At 73.6% G+C, this 17791-nt stretch carries 15 protein-coding genes; 5 read left to right on the top strand and 10 right to left on the bottom strand.

The window, feature by feature from the left end:
• Positions 1 to 47 precede the first annotated feature (47 nt).
• Positions 48 to 1649: a purine-cytosine permease family protein gene (locus OO52_RS02345; RefSeq protein ID WP_030639517.1), complete on the bottom strand. Its 1602-nt coding sequence runs from the start codon at positions 1647 to 1649 to the stop codon at positions 48 to 50.
• Between the two features lie 453 nt (positions 1650 to 2102).
• Between OO52_RS02345 and OO52_RS02350 the strand changes: the two genes are divergently transcribed.
• Positions 2103 to 2537, top strand: a complete 435-nt coding sequence (locus tag OO52_RS02350) for a protease inhibitor (RefSeq protein WP_030639515.1) — start codon at positions 2103 to 2105, stop codon at positions 2535 to 2537.
• A 208-nt stretch (positions 2538 to 2745) separates the two neighbouring features.
• Here the strand turns inward: OO52_RS02350 and OO52_RS49380 are convergent, their stop codons facing one another.
• The 5 genes from OO52_RS49380 to OO52_RS02365 all read right to left on the bottom strand — a co-directional run bounded on the left by OO52_RS49380 (position 2746) and on the right by OO52_RS02365 (position 6725).
• On the bottom strand, positions 2746 to 2910 hold the full coding sequence (locus tag OO52_RS49380; RefSeq protein WP_106971928.1) for a CDGSH iron-sulfur domain-containing protein: 165 nt from the start codon (positions 2908 to 2910) through the stop codon (positions 2746 to 2748).
• 91 nt (positions 2911 to 3001) lie between these two features.
• Entirely contained in the window at positions 3002 to 3631 is a 630-nt protein-coding gene (locus OO52_RS02355; protein ID WP_030938363.1) for a HemK2/MTQ2 family protein methyltransferase, read from the bottom strand.
• 45 nt (positions 3632 to 3676) lie between these two features.
• Positions 3677 to 4738, bottom strand: a complete 1062-nt coding sequence (locus OO52_RS02360; RefSeq protein ID WP_030639511.1) for an iron-containing redox enzyme family protein — start codon at positions 4736 to 4738, stop codon at positions 3677 to 3679.
• A 170-nt stretch (positions 4739 to 4908) separates the two neighbouring features.
• Positions 4909 to 5085 (bottom strand): hypothetical protein, encoded by a 177-nt coding sequence (locus OO52_RS51345; protein WP_167347894.1) that lies wholly within the window; start codon positions 5083 to 5085, stop codon positions 4909 to 4911.
• A 134-nt stretch (positions 5086 to 5219) separates the two neighbouring features.
• Complete coding sequence (locus tag OO52_RS02365; protein WP_030639508.1) at positions 5220 to 6725, bottom strand: MFS transporter; 1506 nt, start codon at positions 6723 to 6725, stop codon at positions 5220 to 5222.
• Positions 6726 to 6975: 250 nt separating this feature from the next.
• On the opposite strand from OO52_RS02365, the gene OO52_RS02370 reads away from it, so the two are divergent.
• The 3 genes from OO52_RS02370 to OO52_RS02380 are packed head-to-tail and all read left to right on the top strand — an operon-like array spanning position 6976 to position 9544.
• Positions 6976 to 7815, top strand: coding sequence for an SDR family NAD(P)-dependent oxidoreductase (locus OO52_RS02370; RefSeq protein ID WP_030639506.1), 840 nt, complete (start codon positions 6976 to 6978; stop codon positions 7813 to 7815).
• Positions 7816 to 7821: 6 nt separating this feature from the next.
• Positions 7822 to 8745 carry a DMT family transporter gene (locus OO52_RS02375; RefSeq protein ID WP_030639504.1) on the top strand — a complete coding sequence of 308 codons (924 nt, stop codon included), beginning with the start codon at positions 7822 to 7824 and terminating at the stop codon, positions 8743 to 8745.
• Positions 8746 to 8752: 7 nt separating this feature from the next.
• Positions 8753 to 9544, top strand: a complete 792-nt coding sequence (locus OO52_RS02380; RefSeq protein WP_030639502.1) for a polysaccharide deacetylase family protein — start codon at positions 8753 to 8755, stop codon at positions 9542 to 9544.
• A gap of 189 nt (positions 9545 to 9733) precedes the next feature.
• Here the strand turns inward: OO52_RS02380 and OO52_RS02385 are convergent, their stop codons facing one another.
• Positions 9734 to 10852 (bottom strand): MGDG synthase family glycosyltransferase, encoded by a 1119-nt coding sequence (locus tag OO52_RS02385; RefSeq protein ID WP_030639500.1) that lies wholly within the window; start codon positions 10850 to 10852, stop codon positions 9734 to 9736.
• Between the two features lie 194 nt (positions 10853 to 11046).
• Between OO52_RS02385 and OO52_RS02390 the strand changes: the two genes are divergently transcribed.
• Positions 11047 to 11874: a ribonuclease BN gene (locus OO52_RS02390; RefSeq protein ID WP_106971926.1), complete on the top strand. Its 828-nt coding sequence runs from the start codon at positions 11047 to 11049 to the stop codon at positions 11872 to 11874.
• Here OO52_RS02390 and OO52_RS02395 read toward each other — a convergent pair.
• From OO52_RS02395 to OO52_RS02405, 3 genes are read right to left on the bottom strand one after another with little or no spacing between them, the layout of a single operon-like run.
• The gene (locus OO52_RS02395; protein ID WP_030639496.1) at positions 11871 to 14696 is read right to left on the bottom strand and encodes an NHLP bacteriocin export ABC transporter permease/ATPase subunit; all 2826 of its coding nucleotides are present in this window, start codon (positions 14694 to 14696) and stop codon (positions 11871 to 11873) included. The two genes, OO52_RS02390 and OO52_RS02395, sit on opposite strands and share 4 nt — an antisense overlap.
• 1 nt (position 14697) lies before the next feature.
• A complete protein-coding gene (locus tag OO52_RS02400; RefSeq protein WP_030639494.1) occupies positions 14698 to 16920 on the bottom strand; it encodes an NHLP family bacteriocin export ABC transporter peptidase/permease/ATPase subunit in 2223 nt (740 codons plus the stop codon).
• Complete coding sequence (locus tag OO52_RS02405) at positions 16917 to 17723, bottom strand: HlyD family efflux transporter periplasmic adaptor subunit (RefSeq protein ID WP_030639492.1); 807 nt, start codon at positions 17721 to 17723, stop codon at positions 16917 to 16919. Before OO52_RS02405 ends, OO52_RS02400 begins: the two co-directional genes overlap by 4 nt.
• Positions 17724 to 17791: the final 68 nt, after the last annotated feature.

The raw sequence follows: 17791 nt of genomic DNA on the forward strand, positions 1-17791 counted from the left end.
CCCGACGATACCGACCGGTACGTGGGACGGCGCGCCACGGGATCACCTCACCCGGCCCCTCCCGCCGGCACCGGGGCGGGGGCGTCGGCGGTGGCTCCCGGGCCGGTGACCGGCGGCACCGGGACCTCGACCGTACGGACCAGCCGGGCGCCCTCGGGGCCGTACGCGGCCCGGGGTTCGGGGAACAGCCACAGCAGGGCCAGGAAGAGCACCGCGGCCGCCGCCAGCGAGAGCGGCAGGCTGATGTCGACACCGTGCGCCAGATCGCCCAGCGGGCCCACGAACTGGCCCGGGATGTTCGTGAACAGCACGCCGATGAGCGCCGACACCCACCACGCGGTCATGCCGCGCCAGTTCCAGCCGTGCGCGAACCAGTAGCGGCCGCCGCGCTGACGGCGGTTGAAGACCTGGAGCGCGTCCGGGTCGTACCAGCCGCGGCGGGTCCAGAAGCCCAGCATCATCACGACCATCCAGGGCGTGGTGCAGGTGATGATCATCGTGGCGAAGGTGGAGATCGACTGGACCAGGTCCAGGGCGAACCGGCCCACGAAGATGAACGCGATCGACAACACGCCGACCAGCAGCGTCGCCTGGACCCGCGACAGCCTCGGGAACACCGAGGAGAAGTCCAGGCCGGTGCCGTACAGGGAGGTCGTGCCGGTCGACATGCCGCCGATCAGCGCCAGCAGGCACACCGGCAGGAAGAACCAGCTCGGCGAGATCGCCAGCAGCCCGCCCACGAAGTCCGGCGCGGCCGGGTCCACGTACTTCGGCGCCTTCGTCGCCACGATGCTGGCCGTCGCCAGACCGAACACGAACGGCAGCAGCGTCGCGAGCTGGGACAGGAACGCGGCCCCGACCACCCGGCGGCGCGGGGTGGAAGCCGGGATGTAGCGCGACCAGTCGCCGAGGAACGCGCCGAACGACACCGGGTTGGACAGCACGATCAGCGCCGCGCCGATGAAGGACGGCCAGAACATCGACCGCGTCGCCGCGTCCGCCGAGGCCGTGAACACCCCGGCGTACGACGGGTCGAAGTCGCCGGCGAACGCGACCGCGCCGAGCAGGAACAGCACGCTCGCCGAGGTCACCGCGATCTTGTTGACGAACAGCATGAAGCGGAAGCCGTAGACGCACACCGCGAGCACCAGAGCGGCGAAGAGCGCGTAGGCGACGACGTACGACAGGTCGTTCCGCTCCAGGCCGAACAGCCGGTGCGCGCCGCCGACCAGGGCGTCGCCCGAACTCCACACCGACAGCGAGAAGAACGCGACGGCCGTCAGCAGGGAGAGGAACGAACCGACCACCCGGCCGTGCACGCCGAGGTGCGCCGAGGACGACACGGCGTTGTTGGTGCCGTTGACCGGGCCGAACACCGCCATCGGGCACAGGATCAGCGCGCCCGCGAGGACACCGAGCACGGTGGCCGCGAGGCCCTGCCAGAAGGAGAGCCCGAACAGGATCGGGAAGGCGCCGAGGACGCAGGTGGAGAAGGTGTTCGCGCCGCCGAAGGCGAGCCGGAACAGGTCCAGCGGGGTCGCGGTGCGGTCGGCGTCGGGGATGCGTTCCACACCGTGGGCCTCGACCTCGGTGAGGGCGGGTCCGGGCGAGGAGGCGGGCGCGGCGGGCGGTTCGGGCTGTGCGGACACGGGCGCTCCAGCGGGGACGGCAGCGGGGTGCGCCGACGGTACGGCGGGCGGAACCGTGTGATCCAGAGGACGGTTCATCCAACTTTCGCGCCGCCGATGGATGAATCGCCCATGGACCGGGCGGGCGGGGCACCGGCGCCTGGTGATCACTTCGTGAACACGAGGAGTCATGAAGGGGCGCGACGCGGTCAGAGCCGGAATGTTTCAGGACGATTAACGAAGCGCTGTTTTTCGGCCACCTGGCCGCTTCCGCGAGGGGGGATCCGCTCAGTTCCGGGGTCACGGCGTTCGAATTCCGTGACTTCACGCCACTGATTCAACACGAAAGGTTACTGAAACCCATGGGTTCGATGTGAGTTTCGCCGGTGGAGTCGGCAGAGTGGCGCACGCCGCTCCGGCACCCGACCGGACCGGAGCCGGCAACCCGACTGTTCGAGCGGAAGGATGCACACAATGCGGAACACCGCGCGCTGGGCAGCGGCCCTCGGCCTCACGGCCGCCGCCGTTTGCGGACCCCTGACCGGGGCCGCCGTCGCTGCACCGGGCGCCGCCCCGTCGTCGCTCTACGCCCCCTCGGCGCTGGTGCTCACCACCGGCCACGGCAACGACGCGGCCACGGCCACTCCGGAGCGCGCCGTCACCCTCACCTGCGCCCCCACCGCCTCCGGCACCCATCCGGCCGCCGCCCAGGCCTGCGCCGAACTGCGCGGTGTCGGTGGCGAACTGGAGGCCCTGAAGCCGGCCGACGACGTGATGTGCACCAAGGTCTACGACCCCGTCGTCGTCACCGTCCAGGGGGTCTGGCAGGGCAAGCGCGTCTCCTACGAGCGCACCTTCGGCAACACGTGCATGAGGGACGCCGTCGGCGGCAGCCTGTTCGCCTTCTAGGACCGGGATCGCACGGGTCCCCGTGGACGCCGGATCAGGTTCGCAACTGGGGAGTGCGGCCCCCTGGAGCGGGGAACCTGCGATCTCGCGCCGGGACCGGCGGGCGGAGTGGGGCCGCCCGCCGGACCCGGGCACACAGCCGCTCCCCGGGCCGGTCCGTGGGGGACCGCCCGGGGAGCGGCGAAAAACAATCTGTTTCAACCAGTGTTCAGGCCTTGCGCCGGTGACTCGTGTCGCACCAGGGGTAGCGGCGACTGCGCCGGCAGGTACACAGAGCAACGCGGAAACGGTCCGAGGAGACCGTGGTCCCGTCTTCCAGTTCGATCTCCACGGGCCCTTCCACGAGGAGGGGCCCGCGCTTCTGCACGGTGATCCGCCGGGCCCGGTCGGCCGAAGCCTTGGCCGGCGGGCCGGCAGGGCCGTTGGAGTCAGCGGGGCCGTGGGAGCCGGCAGGGCTCCTGGCGTCAGCAGGGTCGTTCGGCACGGATGACCACCAGCTCTTCCCTGTCCTCGGCCGGCGCGAGCAGCCCGCTCCGGCGCAGCCAGTCCTCACGGGAGCGCAGCACCGGGCCGAAGGCGATCCAGCGGCGCCGGACCACCGAGGCCTTCAGGTCCGCCGCCCGCAGCAGCTCCAGGGTGCGGTCGGGGCCGCTCAGCGCCGAGTGCACGATCAGCAGGACCCCTCCGGGGCGCAGCAGCGCGGGCGCGTCCCGGCAGATCCGGTCCAGCAGCAGCCGCCCGTCGCGCCCCGCGTCCCAGGCCCGGGCCCGGCCCTGCGGCCCTCGCCCGGCGTCGGGGGCCGGTACGTAGGGCGGGTTCGCCAGGATGAGGTCGTACGTCCGGCCCCGCACCGGTGCGAAGAGGTTGCCGCGCCGGATGCGCACGGGCAGCCGCGTCAGCCATGCGTTCAGCCGGGCCGTCCACACCGCCCGCCGGGACACGTCCACCGCGGTCACCGCGGCGCCCCGGCGGGCCGCCTCCAGGGCCAGCGCACCGCTCCCGGTGCCGACGTCCAGTACCCGGGCGCCGGGCGGCGGAGCTTCCTCGCGGAGGGCCTCGGCCAGCAGCTCCGTGTCGTCCTGCGGGGCGTACACACCCGGAAGTACCAAAGCGATCACATCGCGCGGGTACCCCGGGAATCAGGATGTATGGGAAATCTCCTGTTCCAGCGGTGTTCCCAGGGGTGACCGCGGGGCGGTGCGCACGGGAGAGTCCAGAGGTGTCCGCAGGGACGATCGTCCCGCGCGCCAGTCCGCGAGCAGCCGCCGGGCCAGCCGGTCCTCCAGGTACTCGGTCGCGTCGATCCCGAAGGCGATGTCCGGCGCCAGCTCAGGTTCCTCGGCGAGCAGTCCGCCGATCACCTCGTGCCGGACGACCTGCTCGTGGACCGCGTCCGCCTCCACGTGCTCGTCGTAGAAGAACTCCGCGGCCGGGCCGGCGCCGGTGCGGCGCATCGCCTCGGCCAGCCGGCGGGAGCCGGGCGAGGAGGTGATCTCCACCTCGGCGAAGTGGCCCACCAGCGCGCCGCGCAGGTCACGGTGCAGGCCGAACAGGGACATCAGGTTGACCACGGCCAGCATCTCGGCCGGGGCCGCGTCCAGGTGGCGGCCGTACGCGGTGTCCAGGCCCAGGTCCGTCATCAGGTCGGCGAACAGGCGTGCGTGCACCCGCTCGGCCCGGCCGCCGCCGAACTCGTCATACTCCACGGCGGCCATCGCCGCCTTCGCCCGGCCCCACAGCCGCGGCAGCACCCAGGCGTGCGGGTCGGCCTCCTTGAGGTGGTACAGCGAACGCAGGGCCGCGTACTCCCGTAGCTGCCACAGCTCGCCCTGGGCACACAGGAAGTGGGTGACCCCCGTGCCCTCGGCCGGTTCCACCAGGAGGGCGGCGAGCGCGTCGTCCAGGCTGTCGTGGACCGGGGTGTCGGCGCGCAGCGCGGCGCCGAAGCGGCGTTCCAGCGCGGCCCGGACGCGCAGCAGCTCCGGGTCCCACTCGGTCTCCGGCGGGACACCGGCGAAGCCGCGGTAGTGCAGCTCGTAGCAGAGGTACAGGGCGAGCTGGAGATCGTCGCCGTACGGGTCGGCGGCCCCGGCGTCCGCGGGGTCCGGGAGCGGGCCCGTGCCGCGCAGGTACGCGGTGACCGCGGCGGAGAGCGGGCCTCGGGGCGGGGGCAGCAGGGGTCCTCGCGCATGGTGGTTCATGGGGCCCAAGTACCCGCCCGGCGTGAAAGCAGTAGTGATCCGCCGCCCTTGAAGAGGTCGCCGGACCGGGGCGGGCGGGCCGTCGAACCGGCCGTCGGGCCGGCGCCCCCAGGTGATCGGCGGATCCCGTGCCCACTTTGCGGAGCGCCCCGGGGGCGCGCCGACCGGCCTCAGTCGCCCTTCGCCTGCTCCTGCGCCCCGGTGTTCGGGGTGATGGCGTCCCCGGCCTCGCCGGAGGCGGCCTTGTCCTGGTCGCGCTTCTCGGCCTCCTCGACCTCCCGGAGCACCTCGTCCAGGGCCGTCTCCGGCCGGTCCTCGTGGTCGTCGTGGCCGTTACCGCCAGGCATGACCTCTCCTTTCCGTCGGCAGGTGATCTCCTCTGCGAGTTACCCGACGGCGGCGTCCCAAGCGTGCCCCGGACAGGGCGAGGGGCCGCCGTCTCCCTGCTGACGGCGGCCCCTCGCCCTGACCGCACCGGGTGTCACATGTGGACGACGGGGGCGGCGCCCGCGTCCTGCCGCGGCACCCCGCGCCGGTAGCCGAGGAAGGCGATGACCGTGCCGGCACCGAAGAGGAGCGCCGACCACCAGAAGGCGGTGGTGTAGCTCTCGATCGTGGCCTGCGCCTGGACCAGCTTGCTGGTGGCGTTCCGGCCGGCCAGGTAGTCGGTGGCCGCGCTCGCCGCGAGGGTGTTCAGCAGGGCCGTACCGATCGAGCCGCCCACCTGCTGCATGGCGTTGACGGTCGCGGAAGCCACGCCCGCGTCCTCGGCCGCGACCCCGCCGGTGGCCAGCTGCATGGCCGTCGGCATGACGAGGCCGAGGCCCACGCCGATCACGATGAGCTGGGGGAGCACCGCGCCGAGGTAGTGGGAACCGAGGCCGATGCCGGTCAGCCAGGCCATGCCGGCCGTGGCGATCGCGAAGCCCAGCGGGATGACCACCTTGGGGCCGGTCCGGGGCAGCAGGAGCGTGGTGCCCACCTGTGCGGTCACCATCAGCGCGCCGACCATCGGCAGGAACGCCACACCGGTCTTCGTGGGGCTGAAGCCGAGGTTGAGCTGGAGGTAGTAGGTCAGGAAGAGGAACACGCCGAACATGCCGCCGGCCGCGATCAGCACCGCGAGGAAGGAGGCCGCGCGGTCGCGGTCGAGCAGGATGCGCAGCGGCAGCAGCGGGTGCGCGGTCCGGGTCTGCCACCAGGCGAAGGCCGCCAGCAGCACCCCGCCCGCGATCAGGAAGCCCCAGGTCAGCGGCGAGCCCCAGTCGTGGGTCTCGGCGTTGGAGAAGCCGTAGACCAGGGAGAACAGACCGGCGGCGACCAGGACCGTGCCCGGGACGTCGAGCCTCGCGTTCGCCGCGTCGCGGTGGTTGCTCAGCAGCATCCAGCCGCCGGCGAAGGCGACGACCGCGATGGCCACGTTCACGTACAGCGTCCAGCGCCAGTCCAGCGCGTCGGTCAGCACACCGCCGAGCAGCAGGCCGAAGGCACCGCCCGCGCCGGCGATCGCGCCGTACACGCTGAACGCGCGCGCCCGCTCCCGGGCGTCGGTGAACGTGGTGTTGAGCAGCGACAGCGCGGCGGGCGCGAGCAGCGCGCCGAAGACGCCCTGAAGGGCGCGGGCCACGACCAGCATGGTGAATCCGTTCGCCGCGCCGCCGAGCGCGGAGACCGCGGCGAAGCCGACGACGCCGACGAGGAAGGCGGTCTTGCGGCCGAACATGTCCGCGATCCGGCCGCCGAGCAGCAGCAGGGAGGCGAAGGCCAGCGCGTAGGCGGTGACGATCCACTGCCGGTTGCCGTCGGAGAAGCCGAGGTCGGTCTGGGCGGACGGCAGGGCGATGTTCACGATCGTGGCGTCGAGCACCACCATGAGCTGGGCTGTCGCGATGACCGCGAGGATCCACCACCGCTTGGGTGAGGCCTCACCGCGCTCTGTCGCCGCGGCTCCCGCGCGGGAGCCTGCGGCCAGGGTCTTCTGGGGCATGCGGAACCACTCCAGGGAAGTCGTTCGGGTACGAGAGGGCAGAGAGGTACGACAAGGCGAACAGCTCGTAAACGAAACTGTTTCGTACAGCTAGACCCTAGAGCACTCCGAACGAAACGGCAACGTTTCTTTAGGGCGGCCCACTTCGCCGTGCGCGGTGTTTCAGTGTGTGGCGCCCTGGATACACCGCGAAGGTTCGGCCCCGGAGTTCGCGTAGCCCGTGCAACGCCGTCGCAGTGAGGTCGTCACCATGTCCCATGCCCCGTCCCCCGCAGGACCGTCGAACGACACCCGGCCGCTCCCGGCCCCGGCCGGAACGGCGGACACCGCCCCGCACCCCGGCCGGGGCGGTGCCGCCCTGGTGACGGGCGCATCCTCGGGCATCGGCGCGGCCGTGGCCCGCCGGCTGGCCGCCGAGGGCGGCTGGCGACTGGCCCTGAACGGACGCGACGTCACCCGGCTGGAGCAGGTGGCCGCACAGGCCGGTGCCGTCGCCCTGCCCGGCGACCTGACCCGGCCCGGCGCCGACCGCCGGCTCGCCGGCCTCGCCCTGGACCACCTCGGACGGCTGGACCTGCTCGTCGCGGGCGCCGGCGTCGGCTGGGCCGGGGACTTCGCCGGTATGCCGGCCGCGCGCATCGACGAGATCGTGGGGGTCGACCTGCTGGCCACCGTGCACCTGGTGCGGACCGTGCTGCCGCACATGGTCGCGGCCGGATCCGGGCGCGTCGTGCTCATCGGATCCCTCGCCGGCAGCGTGGGCGTGCGCGGGGAGGCCGTCTACTCCGCGGCGAAGGCCGCGCTGGCCACCTTCGCCGACTGCCTGCGCTACGAGCTGCGCGGCACCGGAGTGGGCGTCAGCCATGTCATCCCCGGCGTGGTCGCCACCCCCTTCTTCGACCGGCGGGGCACCCCTTACACCCGCGCCTGGCCGAGGCCCGTGTCCGCCGACCGCGTGGCCGACGCGGTCTGCGCCGCCGTCCTGCACGGCCGGGACGAGGTGTACGTCCCCGGATGGCTGCGTCTGCCCGCCCGGGTGCGCGGTGCCGCGCCCGGACTCTACCGGCGGCTCGCCGCCCGCTTCGGGTGAGCGGCCATGACCGCGCTGACGGTCCTGCTCGCCCTGCTCGCGGCCCTGTCCAACGCGGGCGCGTCGGTCCTCCAGCGCCGGGCCGCCGTGCAGGAGCCGGACCAGGGCGACGGGGCGGGCTCCGTCGTGCGCCGGTTCGCCCATCTGCTGCGCAGACCCTACTGGCTGGCGGGCGCCGGGCTGCTGGGGCTGTCCAGCCTGTTGCAGGCCGGGGCGCTGGCCGTGGGCAGCCTGTCCCTGGTCCAGCCCCTGCTTGCCGCCGAGCTGCTGTTCACGCTGGCCGTGGGCAGTGTCGTCTTCCGGCGCCGCCCGGAGGCCCGCACCTGGCTGGCCTTCGTCGCCCTCGCCGGCGGGCTGGCCCTGTTCCTGCTGGCGGCGGCGCCGTCCCCGGGCCGGGCCACCGCGCGGCCGGGGGACTGGCTGCTGGGCGGCGGCGGGGCGCTCGGTGTCGTGGTCCTGCTCGTGGTGGTCGCGCGCCCGACCCGGGGCGCCTCCCGGGCCGCGCTGCTCGGACTCGCCTCCGCCGTGTCCTTCGCCGCGACCGCGGCGCTGCTGAAGGAGGCCGTGGGACGGCTCGGGCAGGGGCCCGCGGAGATGTTCGGGCACTGGTCGCTGTACGCCACCGGGGCCGCCGGACTCGTCGCGTTCCTGCTGCTTCAGGGCGCCCTCGGGGCCGGCTCGCTGACGGCCTCCCAGCCCGCCCTCACCCTCGGCGACGCCCTCACCAGCGTCGTGCTCGGCTGGCTGCTGTTCGGCGAATCGATCCACGTGGGCCTGAGCCTGCTGCCGGAGGCGATCGGCGTCGCCCTGATCGGCGCGGGCAGCATCGGCCTGGTCCACTCGCCGTCCGTCGGCGGGGAGTGGGACGCCACGGACCCGGAGGAGTCCCCCGGCTCCACCGCCGCTCTTCCCCGCACCCCTAGGAGGTAGGTCACCGATGTCCCTCGTGTCCGGCCGCGCCGCGCGGACGGCCGCCGTCCTGCTGCCCGCAGCAGTCGCCGCGGCCCACATCGGCCCGGCGGCCACCTGGCTCCCGGGCGTACGGCTGCTCCTCTTCCCCGGGCTCGCCGGCACCGGACCCCGCCGGCACATCGCGCTCACCTTCGACGACGGACCGGACCCGGTGTCGACCCCGCGCTTCCTCGACGCGCTGGACGAGCTCGGGGTGCGGGCCACCTTCTTCGTCCTCGGCGAGCAGGCGGTCCGCCATCCCGCACTGGTCGGTGAGACGGTGCGGCGCGGGCACGAGCTGGGGGTGCACGGCTGGACCCACGGCCGGCCCTGGTGGCCGGCGTTCGCCCGCGACGCCGAGGAGGTCGCCCGGACCGTCCGCGCGGTGCACGACCTCACCGGCCACCGCCCCCGGTGGTACCGACCGCCGTACGGCATCCTCACCACGAGCCGCTGGCTGGCCGCCCGGCGGGCCGGACTGCGGACGGTGCTGTGGTCGGCGTGGGGCAGGGACTGGACCGCCGACGCGACGGCGGCGTCCGTACGGGCCCGGGTCGCCGCGGACCTGCGCGGCGGCGGCACCGTCCTGCTCCACGACTCCGACAGCCACTCCGCCCCCGGTTGCTGGCACGCGACCCTGGCCGCCCTGCCGACGGTGGTCCGGGAGTGCCGGGAAGCGGGGCTGACGGTGGGCCCCCTGCGCGAGCACGGGCCGGCTCCGGTGCCGGCCGGGGTGGTGGGGGGAGTGAGGGGTGGTGCCCGGGGCCGCGCGGGCTGACCGCTGTCCGGGCGCGGGGCGCGGGGCGGAGGGCGCCTGGGGCCGTGGAGGACGGGGGCTGGTGCCGATCGGCCGTGGGGTGTGGCCCGGACCGATGACCGTACGGCTGTCGGCCACAATCTCCGTGCCGCCCGGCTCGGTGCCGCACGCAGCCCTGCCCAGGCCATGGCTTCCGGCCCCCCGGCGCGCTCACGGGTCCGGCGGCAGATCCGTCACGAACTCGAGGGCGTCCCCCCGGAACAAGGTGCGCCCGCGGGCCACCCGGTCCGTGCGTTCCCGGGTGTTCTCCCCGAGGCGTCCGAGTGCCGCCAGCAGGGCGGGGGCGTCCGGGGCCAGTTCGGACAGGCCCAGCTCGGTCATGCGGCGCACGCCGTCCGTGCCGTGGCCGGGGAGCGGGCGGTGGGCGATCACGGGCAGGCCCGCGGCGAGGGCCTGGACGGCGGTCTGGCCGGCCGCGTTGTCCACCAGGGCGTAGCAGGCGGCCAGCAGACCCGGCATGTCCTCGACCCAGCCCAGGGCCAGCGCCGCCGGCTCCCGGGAGACGCCCGCGCGCAGCCGCTCGTTGCGGCCGCACAGCACCACCGGCAGATAGCCGGCCGCCGCCAGCAGCCGGGCGGTGGCGGCCGGGCGGGACGCCGCGCCCCAGGCACCGGCGGACAGCAGCACCGGGGGCCGGCCGGGCGCCCGCCGCGCGAACCGCTCACGCCAGCGGGCCGCCCCGGGGGCGGGCGCGCGGAAGACGGGCGCGACCACCGGGCCGGTCGTGACCACCGGCACGGTCAGGAACCGGCGCACCTCCGCCGCCGCCGCGTCCGTGAGGCACAGGTACCGGTCGTTGCCCGGATGCAGCCACTGCCGGTGCACGGCGAAGTCGAGCAGGAAGACGGCGCTCGGCACCCGCAGCCCGCCCCGCTCCCGCAGATGCCCGGTGAGCTGGGCGGCCAGGTGGAAGACGGACACCACCACGTCGGCGTCCAGCCGGTCCACGAGTTCCGTCAGCCGGTCCCCGGCCAGCCGGGCCAGCGGGACCCCGCTGGGCCGCCGGCCGGGCCCGCCGCGCAGGAACGCGCCGTAGACGCCGCCGTACAGCCAGGGCAGGTGCCGTACCGACGCCTGGTAGCCGCGGCGCAGCCCGGTGCCCAGGCCGTACGGCAGCAGCGCCAGCACGTCGGCCACCCGGGCCTCGTGGCCCTGGGCGGTGGCCCGCCGCGCCAGCTCGGCCGCCACGGTGTCGTGACCGGCTCCCATGCTCGCGCTCACGATCAGCATGCGCCGCCGGCCGCCCGGCGCGTCCTCGGTGGTAGGCACGGAGTCCGATTCTCCGCCGCCGCGCCGCGCAAACCGCGCACCCTCCGGCCGTGTCGCGCGGTCGGACGGTCACCCGTGCGCAGCAGCGCGCCGTGCCGGTGCCCGTCCTCCGGCTGCGAGTCGCGCGGCGCGTGCCAGGCTGGATGAATCGGCACAGGAGAGCGTGTGGTGGGCGGCGAGCAGCGGGAGGAGCCGTGAGGCGGTTGCGGCGCGGCCTGCACCGTGCGTGGCGGTGGCTGCGGGTCCAGGCCTTGTTCGAACACGGCCGGGAACTGGAGCTGATGCACCGGGCCATGGGCTTCGCCACCCTGGCCCTGGTCACACTGGCACCGCTGCTGATCGTGGTCGCCGCGGCCGACCCGCTGGTCCGGGGCGGCTTCGCCTCCTGGCTCACCGACGGCATGGGCCTGTCCGGACGGTCCGCCCACGTCGTCACCGACGTCATCAGCCCCCCGCGCAAGGTCATCGGCACCACCAGCGTGTGGAGTGGCGTCCTGCTCGCCGTGTTCGGCGTGTCCTTCGGCGGCAGCGTGCAGAACGCCTACGAGCGGATCTGGGGCCTGGCCTCCGGTCCCTGGCACCGGGTGTGGCGGCAGGCGACCTGGCTGGTGGTGCTGACGGCGTACCTCTACCAGGAGGTCGCGACGAAGTCGACGCTGCACGGCACGCAGCGGATCCTGTTCTCCGCGCTGAGCGGTGTGCTGTTCTTCTGGTGGGGGCAGCGCTTCCTGCTCGGCGGGCAGGTCCACTGGCGCTCGCTGCTGCCCGGCGCGGTGGCCACCGTCATCGGCCTGGCCGGCCTCCGCGCCTTCTCCTACCTCGTGTTCACCCCGCTCATCGTCACCAACGCCCTGAGCTACGGCGCCGTCGGCACCGTGCTCGTCGTCGAGTCCTGGCTCATCGGCGTCGGCTTCGTCATCTACGGCGGTGCCCTGTTCGGCCGCTGGTTCACCCAGCACCACTGGGTGCCGTCCCACCACCACGACGAGCCGGCCGGGACGGACGACGAGGAAACCCCCTAGGCGAGCTGCCGGCGCACCAGCTCGTGCAGCCGGCCCCCGGTGTCCGCGAGGAGCTCGGCGGGGGTGCCCTGCTGGACGACCTTGCCGTCCTCCATCACGATCACCCGGTCGGCGTCCATGACGGTCGACAACCGGTGGGCGATGACGATCCGGGTGGCGTTCAGCTTGCGGGTGCTGTCGATGACGACGCGCTGGGTGTCGTTGTCCAGGGCACTGGTCGCCTCGTCGAAGAACAGGATGCGCGGGCGCCGGATGAGGGCCTGCGCGATCATCAGGCGCTGCCGCTGGCCACCGGAGATCGCGCCGTTGCCCGCGACGATCGTGTGCAGCCCCATCGGCATCCGCTTGATGTCCTCCGCGAGCCCCGCCAGTTCGGCCGCCGCCATCGCCTCCTCCGGCGTGTACGGTTCGGTGCCGCAGATGACGTCCATGATCGAGCCGGTGAACGGCTGGGCGTGCTGGAGGACCACCCCGCACTGGCGGCGCACCGCGGACTGGTCGAGCGCCGCCAGGTCCTGACCGTCGTACAGGACGCTGCCGGAGACCGGCCGGTCGAAGCCGATGAGCAGGCGCAGCAGCGTGGACTTGCCGCAGCCGCTCGGGCCGACGACCGCAACGAACTCGCCCGGCCGTACGGCGAAGGACACGTCGTCCAGCACGAGCGGGCCGTCGTCGGCGTACCGGAAGGACAGCCGGCGGGCCTCCACCGCGCCGGACAGCGGACCGGGGCGGGTGCTCGCCGTGCGCACCTCGGGCGTGGCCTCCAGCACCGGCTTGATCTCCTCGAACAGCGGCAGCGCCGCCACCGCCGAGACGAACGCGCCCGTCAGCTGGGTGACCGAGGTCAGCACCATGGTCACCGACGTGTTGAAGGCGAGGAAGTCCGCCGCCGACATCGCCCCCCTGGCCGGGCCCGCGAGCAGCATGAACATCAGCAGGGTGCACACCGGCAGGTAGACCGCGCCGAGGACCGTGGTGAGGTTCTTGATCCGGCCGGCCTTCTGCTGGAGTTCCCGGCTGTGCGCGAACTGGCGCGCCCAGGCCGCGTAGGCGTAGTTCTCGGCCGCCGCCACCCTCAGCTTCGGCAGCCCGCGCAGGGTCTGGAAGGCCTGGTTGTTCAGCTTGTTGCCGAGCACCACCAGGCGCCGCTGCCAGCGCACCTGCCACAGCCCGAGCCCGCCGAACACCGCCGCGATGACGACGAGCATCCCGATCGCGGCCGTCGCCATCGCCGGGCTGTACCAGAACAGCAGGGCGAGGTTCATCGTGCCGACGGTCACCGACTGGGCGACGACCGGGCCGACGCCCGCCAGCAGCCGGCGGATCGTGCTGATGCCCATCGCCGCACTGGCCAGCTCGCCCGTGGAGCGCTGGGTGAAGAAGCGGGTGGGCAGCCGCAGCAGCCGGTCCCAGACGGCGGGTTGCAGCGCCGCCTCGATCCGGCCCTCCAGGCGCAGGATGGACAGGTTCTCCAACAGCGTGAACGCCGCCGCGACCACCCCGCTCACCATGACCGCCAGGCAGACCTGGACGATCAGGTCCTCCTGCGCCTTCGGCACGTACTCGCCGAGCACCTTGCCGGTGGCGATCGGCACCAGCGCGCCGATCGCCACCGTCACCAGACCCGCGAGGAGCAGGTTCAGCAGGTCGGCGCGAGTGCCGCGCAGACTGAACCGCAGCAGCCCGAGCGGCCCGAGCCGCTTGTCGGGCAGCGGCCGGTAGAACATCACCGCGCGCGGCTCGAACTCCTCCGCGTTCGCCTTCTCGACCGGTGTCTCGCGCCCCGTCCCGGGGTGCACGGCGACATAGCTGCCGCGCCGCCACAGCAGCGCGACCGGTGCCCCGGACAGCGCCCGGTGGCCGACCAGCGGGCCCACGTTCTCCCGCCACCAGCGCCCGTCCAGGCGGACGGCCCGCGTCCGCACCCGGGAGGCCAGCGCCACCCGCTCCACCGGGTCCAGCCGGTCGCTCTCCGTGCCGCTCTGCGCGGGCTCCGCGAGCCGGATGCCGGCCGCCTCGGCGACCAGCTTGCAGGCCGCGTAGGTGGCGTCGGCGTCGGCGGCCGTGGTACGGCGGGCGGAGCGCTTGCCGATGGAGGCCAGCAGGGTCCGGTCGGCCTGGGCGCGGACCGCCTCACCGGCCTTGATCCCGGCGGCCGTCCGCGTCTCGTGCGTGCGCTCGAGCTGCTCGATCCACCGGTCCAGCGCCGTCAGCAGCCGGTACTGCTGGTCCACCATGCTCTGCCACAGCGCCGGGTCCATCAGCAGATCGGCGGCGGCCTCCGCGCCGTACAGCGAGCCGTACTGCACGCTGCCCGGCGGCACCTGCATCCAGAACACGTCGTCGTCCGCCGGGGCCGTCGCCCGCTCCTCGGCCAGCGGGGCCTGGAAGAGGACGGACAGGCCGCGGCCGACACCGAGCGCGAGCGCGTACTCCAGCGGGCTCGACGTCGGAGGCACGTACTGCGGGTTGCCGTACTCGTCGTACGACCAGGTCTGGGTCTGCGCCGGCTGGTACAGCTCGCGCAGGTTCACGCGGTGCACGACGCAGTCCCGGACCGGGCGGGCGACCAGGGTGTGCTGGGGGCCGGCGACCGGGCCGAGCAGCAGCGTGCCCGCCTCCAGCCGGCCCAGGTGGTGCCAGTGGCCCTGCTGGGCGGCGTCCACCGCGTACAGGTCCAGGGCGCCGGCTGCGACCAGCCACAGCACCTGCGGACCCTCCAGGTCCAGGCGGCTCAGACCGGCGCAGTCGAACCGCGTGCCGAGCGAGCCGAGCGCCCCGAGGACGAGGTCGCCGTCGAACCCCTCCTGGACAGTCGTCATCTCATCGCTCCCTGACCAGTGCCGCGTACGCGCCGCCGCGTGCCACCAGCTCCTCGTGCCGCCCGCGCTCCACGACCGTGCCGTGCTGGAGGACGACGATCTCGTCGCTGTCGCGGACCGTGCTCAGCCGGTGCGCGATCACCACGCAGGCGCAGCCGCGCTGCCGCAGGTTGTCCATCACGACCTGCTCGGTCTCCGCGTCCAGCGCGCTGGTCACCTCGTCCAGCACGAGGATGCTCGGCCGGCGCACCAGCGCCCGCGCGATCTCCAGGCGCTGGCGCTGCCCGCCGGAGAAGTTGCGGCCGTCCTGCTCGACCCTGCTGTGGATGCCGCCGGGCCGGCGCATCACCACGTCGTACAGCGCCGCGTCCTTCAGCGCCTCCACCACCGCATCGTCCGGGATCGACGGGTCCCACAGGGCCACGTTGTTGCGGACCGAGCCCTCGAAGAGGAAGACGTCCTGGTCGACGAAGGAGACGGAGGCGGCGAGCGCGCCGCGCGGGATGTCCTCCAGCCGGCGGCCGTCGATGCGGATCACCCCGTCCCACGGCGTGTACAGGCCCGAGATCAGCCGGGACACCGTGGACTTGCCGCTGCCCGAGCCGCCCACCAGCGCCACCTGCTGCCCGGGTCCGACGGTCAGGTCGAAGCCGGTCAGCAGCGGCTGGTCCAGCGGGCTGTAGCCGAAGGTGATGTTCTCCAGCTCGACGTGCCCGTGCAGCCGCCGCGTCGAGTCTCCGCCGCCGGGGCGGGCGTAGAGCGGGTCGGCCTGGAAGTTCTCCACGTCCTTCAGCCGGGCCACGTCGGCGGCGAAGTCCTGGATGCGGCCCGCCACGCCGTTGAGCCGGGTCAGCGGCGCGGTGAAGCGGGTCACCAGCGCCTGGAAGGCGACCAGCAGACCGACCGAGATGTGCCCCTCCACCGCGCGCATCCCGCCGATCCACAGGATGAGCGCGCTGTTGAAGGTGGCGAGCGTCGGCGCGACCACGCCGAGCCAGGCGCTCGGCACGCCGAGCCGCTGCTGCTCCTCCAGCGTGCTGGCGTGCTGCCCGGCCCACTTGCGGAAGTAGCCGTCCTCGCCGCCGGTCGCCTTCAGCGTCTCGATCAACTGAAGGCCGGTGTACGAGGTGTTGGTCAGCCGCGCGGTGTCCGCGCGCAGCTTCGCCGTCCGCGTCGCGCGCATCCGTACGACGAGCCGCATGGCCACGACGTTCAGCAGGGCCACGGCGATGCCGACGAAGGTCAGCTGCGGGTCGTAGGTGTAGAGCAGGACCGCGTACAGCACGACCACGATCGCGTCGACGCCGGCCGCCGCGAGGTCACGGGCCAGGGTCTCGGCGACCTGGTCGTTGGACTGCAGGCGCTGCACCAGGTCGGCGGGGGAGCGCTGGGCGAAGAACGTCACCGGCAGCCGCAGCAGATGGCGCAGGAAGCGGGCGCTGGAGAGGGTGGAGGAGATGATCCGGCCGTGCAGCAGGTTGGCCTGCTGGAGCCAGGTCAGTACCAGGGTGAGCAGCACGCAGGCGGCCATCGAGGCGAACAGCACGCCCAGCAGCGAGGTCTGCCCGCCGATGAGGAACATGTCGATGTAGGTGCGGCTGAGCGCGGGGACGGCCGCGCCGACCGCCACCAGCAGCAGACTGGCCAGGACCGCGGCGGGCAGGGTGCCCGCGGTGCCGCGCAGCCGGGCCGGCATCGCGCCGAGCACACCGGGCTTGCGCCCGCCCCTGGTGAAGCCCTCGCAGGGTTCCAGCACCAGCACCACACCGGTGAAGCTGCCGTCGAACTCCTCCATGGGCACGAAACGGCGGCCCTTGGCGGGGTCGTTGACGTACACCCCGCGCCGGCCGAAGCGGCGGCCCATGCCGTCGTAGACGACGTAGTGGTTGAACTCCCAGAAGAGGATGGCCGGTGCCCGCACCTCGGCGAGGGCGGCCAGGTCCATCTGCATGCCCTTGGCCGTCAGGCCGTAACTACGGGCGGCCTTCAGCAGGTTGGAGGCGCGGGAGCCGTCGCGGGAGACACCGCAGGCGATGCGCAGCTCTTCCAGCGGGACGTGCCGGCCGTAGTGGCCGAGGACCATGGCGAGGGAGGCGGCGCCGCACTCGACGGCCTCCATCTGCAGCACGGTGGGCGTACGGACCGTGCCGGTACGGGACTTGGGGACCGGCCGCTTCGCGGGGGCGGCGCGTCTGCGGCCGCGGTTCTCCTGGGCGGTTGTCACGGGAGCAGCCAATCGACGGGATGCTGGTCGGCGAGCCGGACGGAGCCGGTGGCGAGTGTCATGGAGTCGAGCCGGAACGGCGGTCCGTCCGTGCTGGACCAGCGGTAACCGCTCTTCGTCGACGAGGACTTGGCGAGTTCCACCAGCACGGCCACCGGGCGGCCCTTGCGGGTGAACTGCTCGCCGAGCTGGCTGTCGCCGAGGAACGCGGAGATGGACTGGGCCGACTGCGCGGTGCGGTCCACCGACTTCACCTCGCCACGCAGCACGCCGTAGCGCTGCGTGGGTACGGAGGACACGGTCAGGTCGACCGAGGCGTGCGCCGGGATGGCGGCGGCGTTCTCGGCCGGGACGTACACGGTCGCGTACAGCGGGTCGGAGGCGTGGGCGACCTTCTCGACCGCGGCGACGTCGGCGCCGGTCTGGATGATCTGGCCGATGGTGGCGGCGAGCGTGGTGACGCGTCCGGCGGCGACCGTCCGGACCACGGCCTCGCCCTTGTCCGTACGGACCTTCAGCACGGGCGCGTTCGCGGGCAGCCGCTCGCCCTGACGGGCCAGGACGGCCGTCACCTGTCCGGCCACCGGGCTCTGCAGCAGGTAACTGCCCTGTCCGTGGGTGAGGATGGCCGGGGCGCTCACCGTGGACGCGACCGAGCCGGTCACCGCCCAGACCGAGGCGGCGGCCATGACGACGACGGTGACGCCGAGGGCGAGCCAGCCCTGCGGGCGCGCGAGACGCACCGGGAGGTCCAGCTCCTCCGGTGACTGGAGCTTGGCGAGGGCCTGTTGGCGGAACTGCACGGAACTTCCCTCACCTGTGGGAGAGACGCGGGTGTTTCAGGGCACCGATGAGTCCCGGAGCCGTGGGA

The sequence above is a fragment of the Streptomyces flaveolus genome (assembly GCF_000716535.1).
GTDB classification, from domain to species: Bacteria; Actinomycetota; Actinomycetes; order Streptomycetales; family Streptomycetaceae; genus Streptomyces; species Streptomyces flaveolus_A.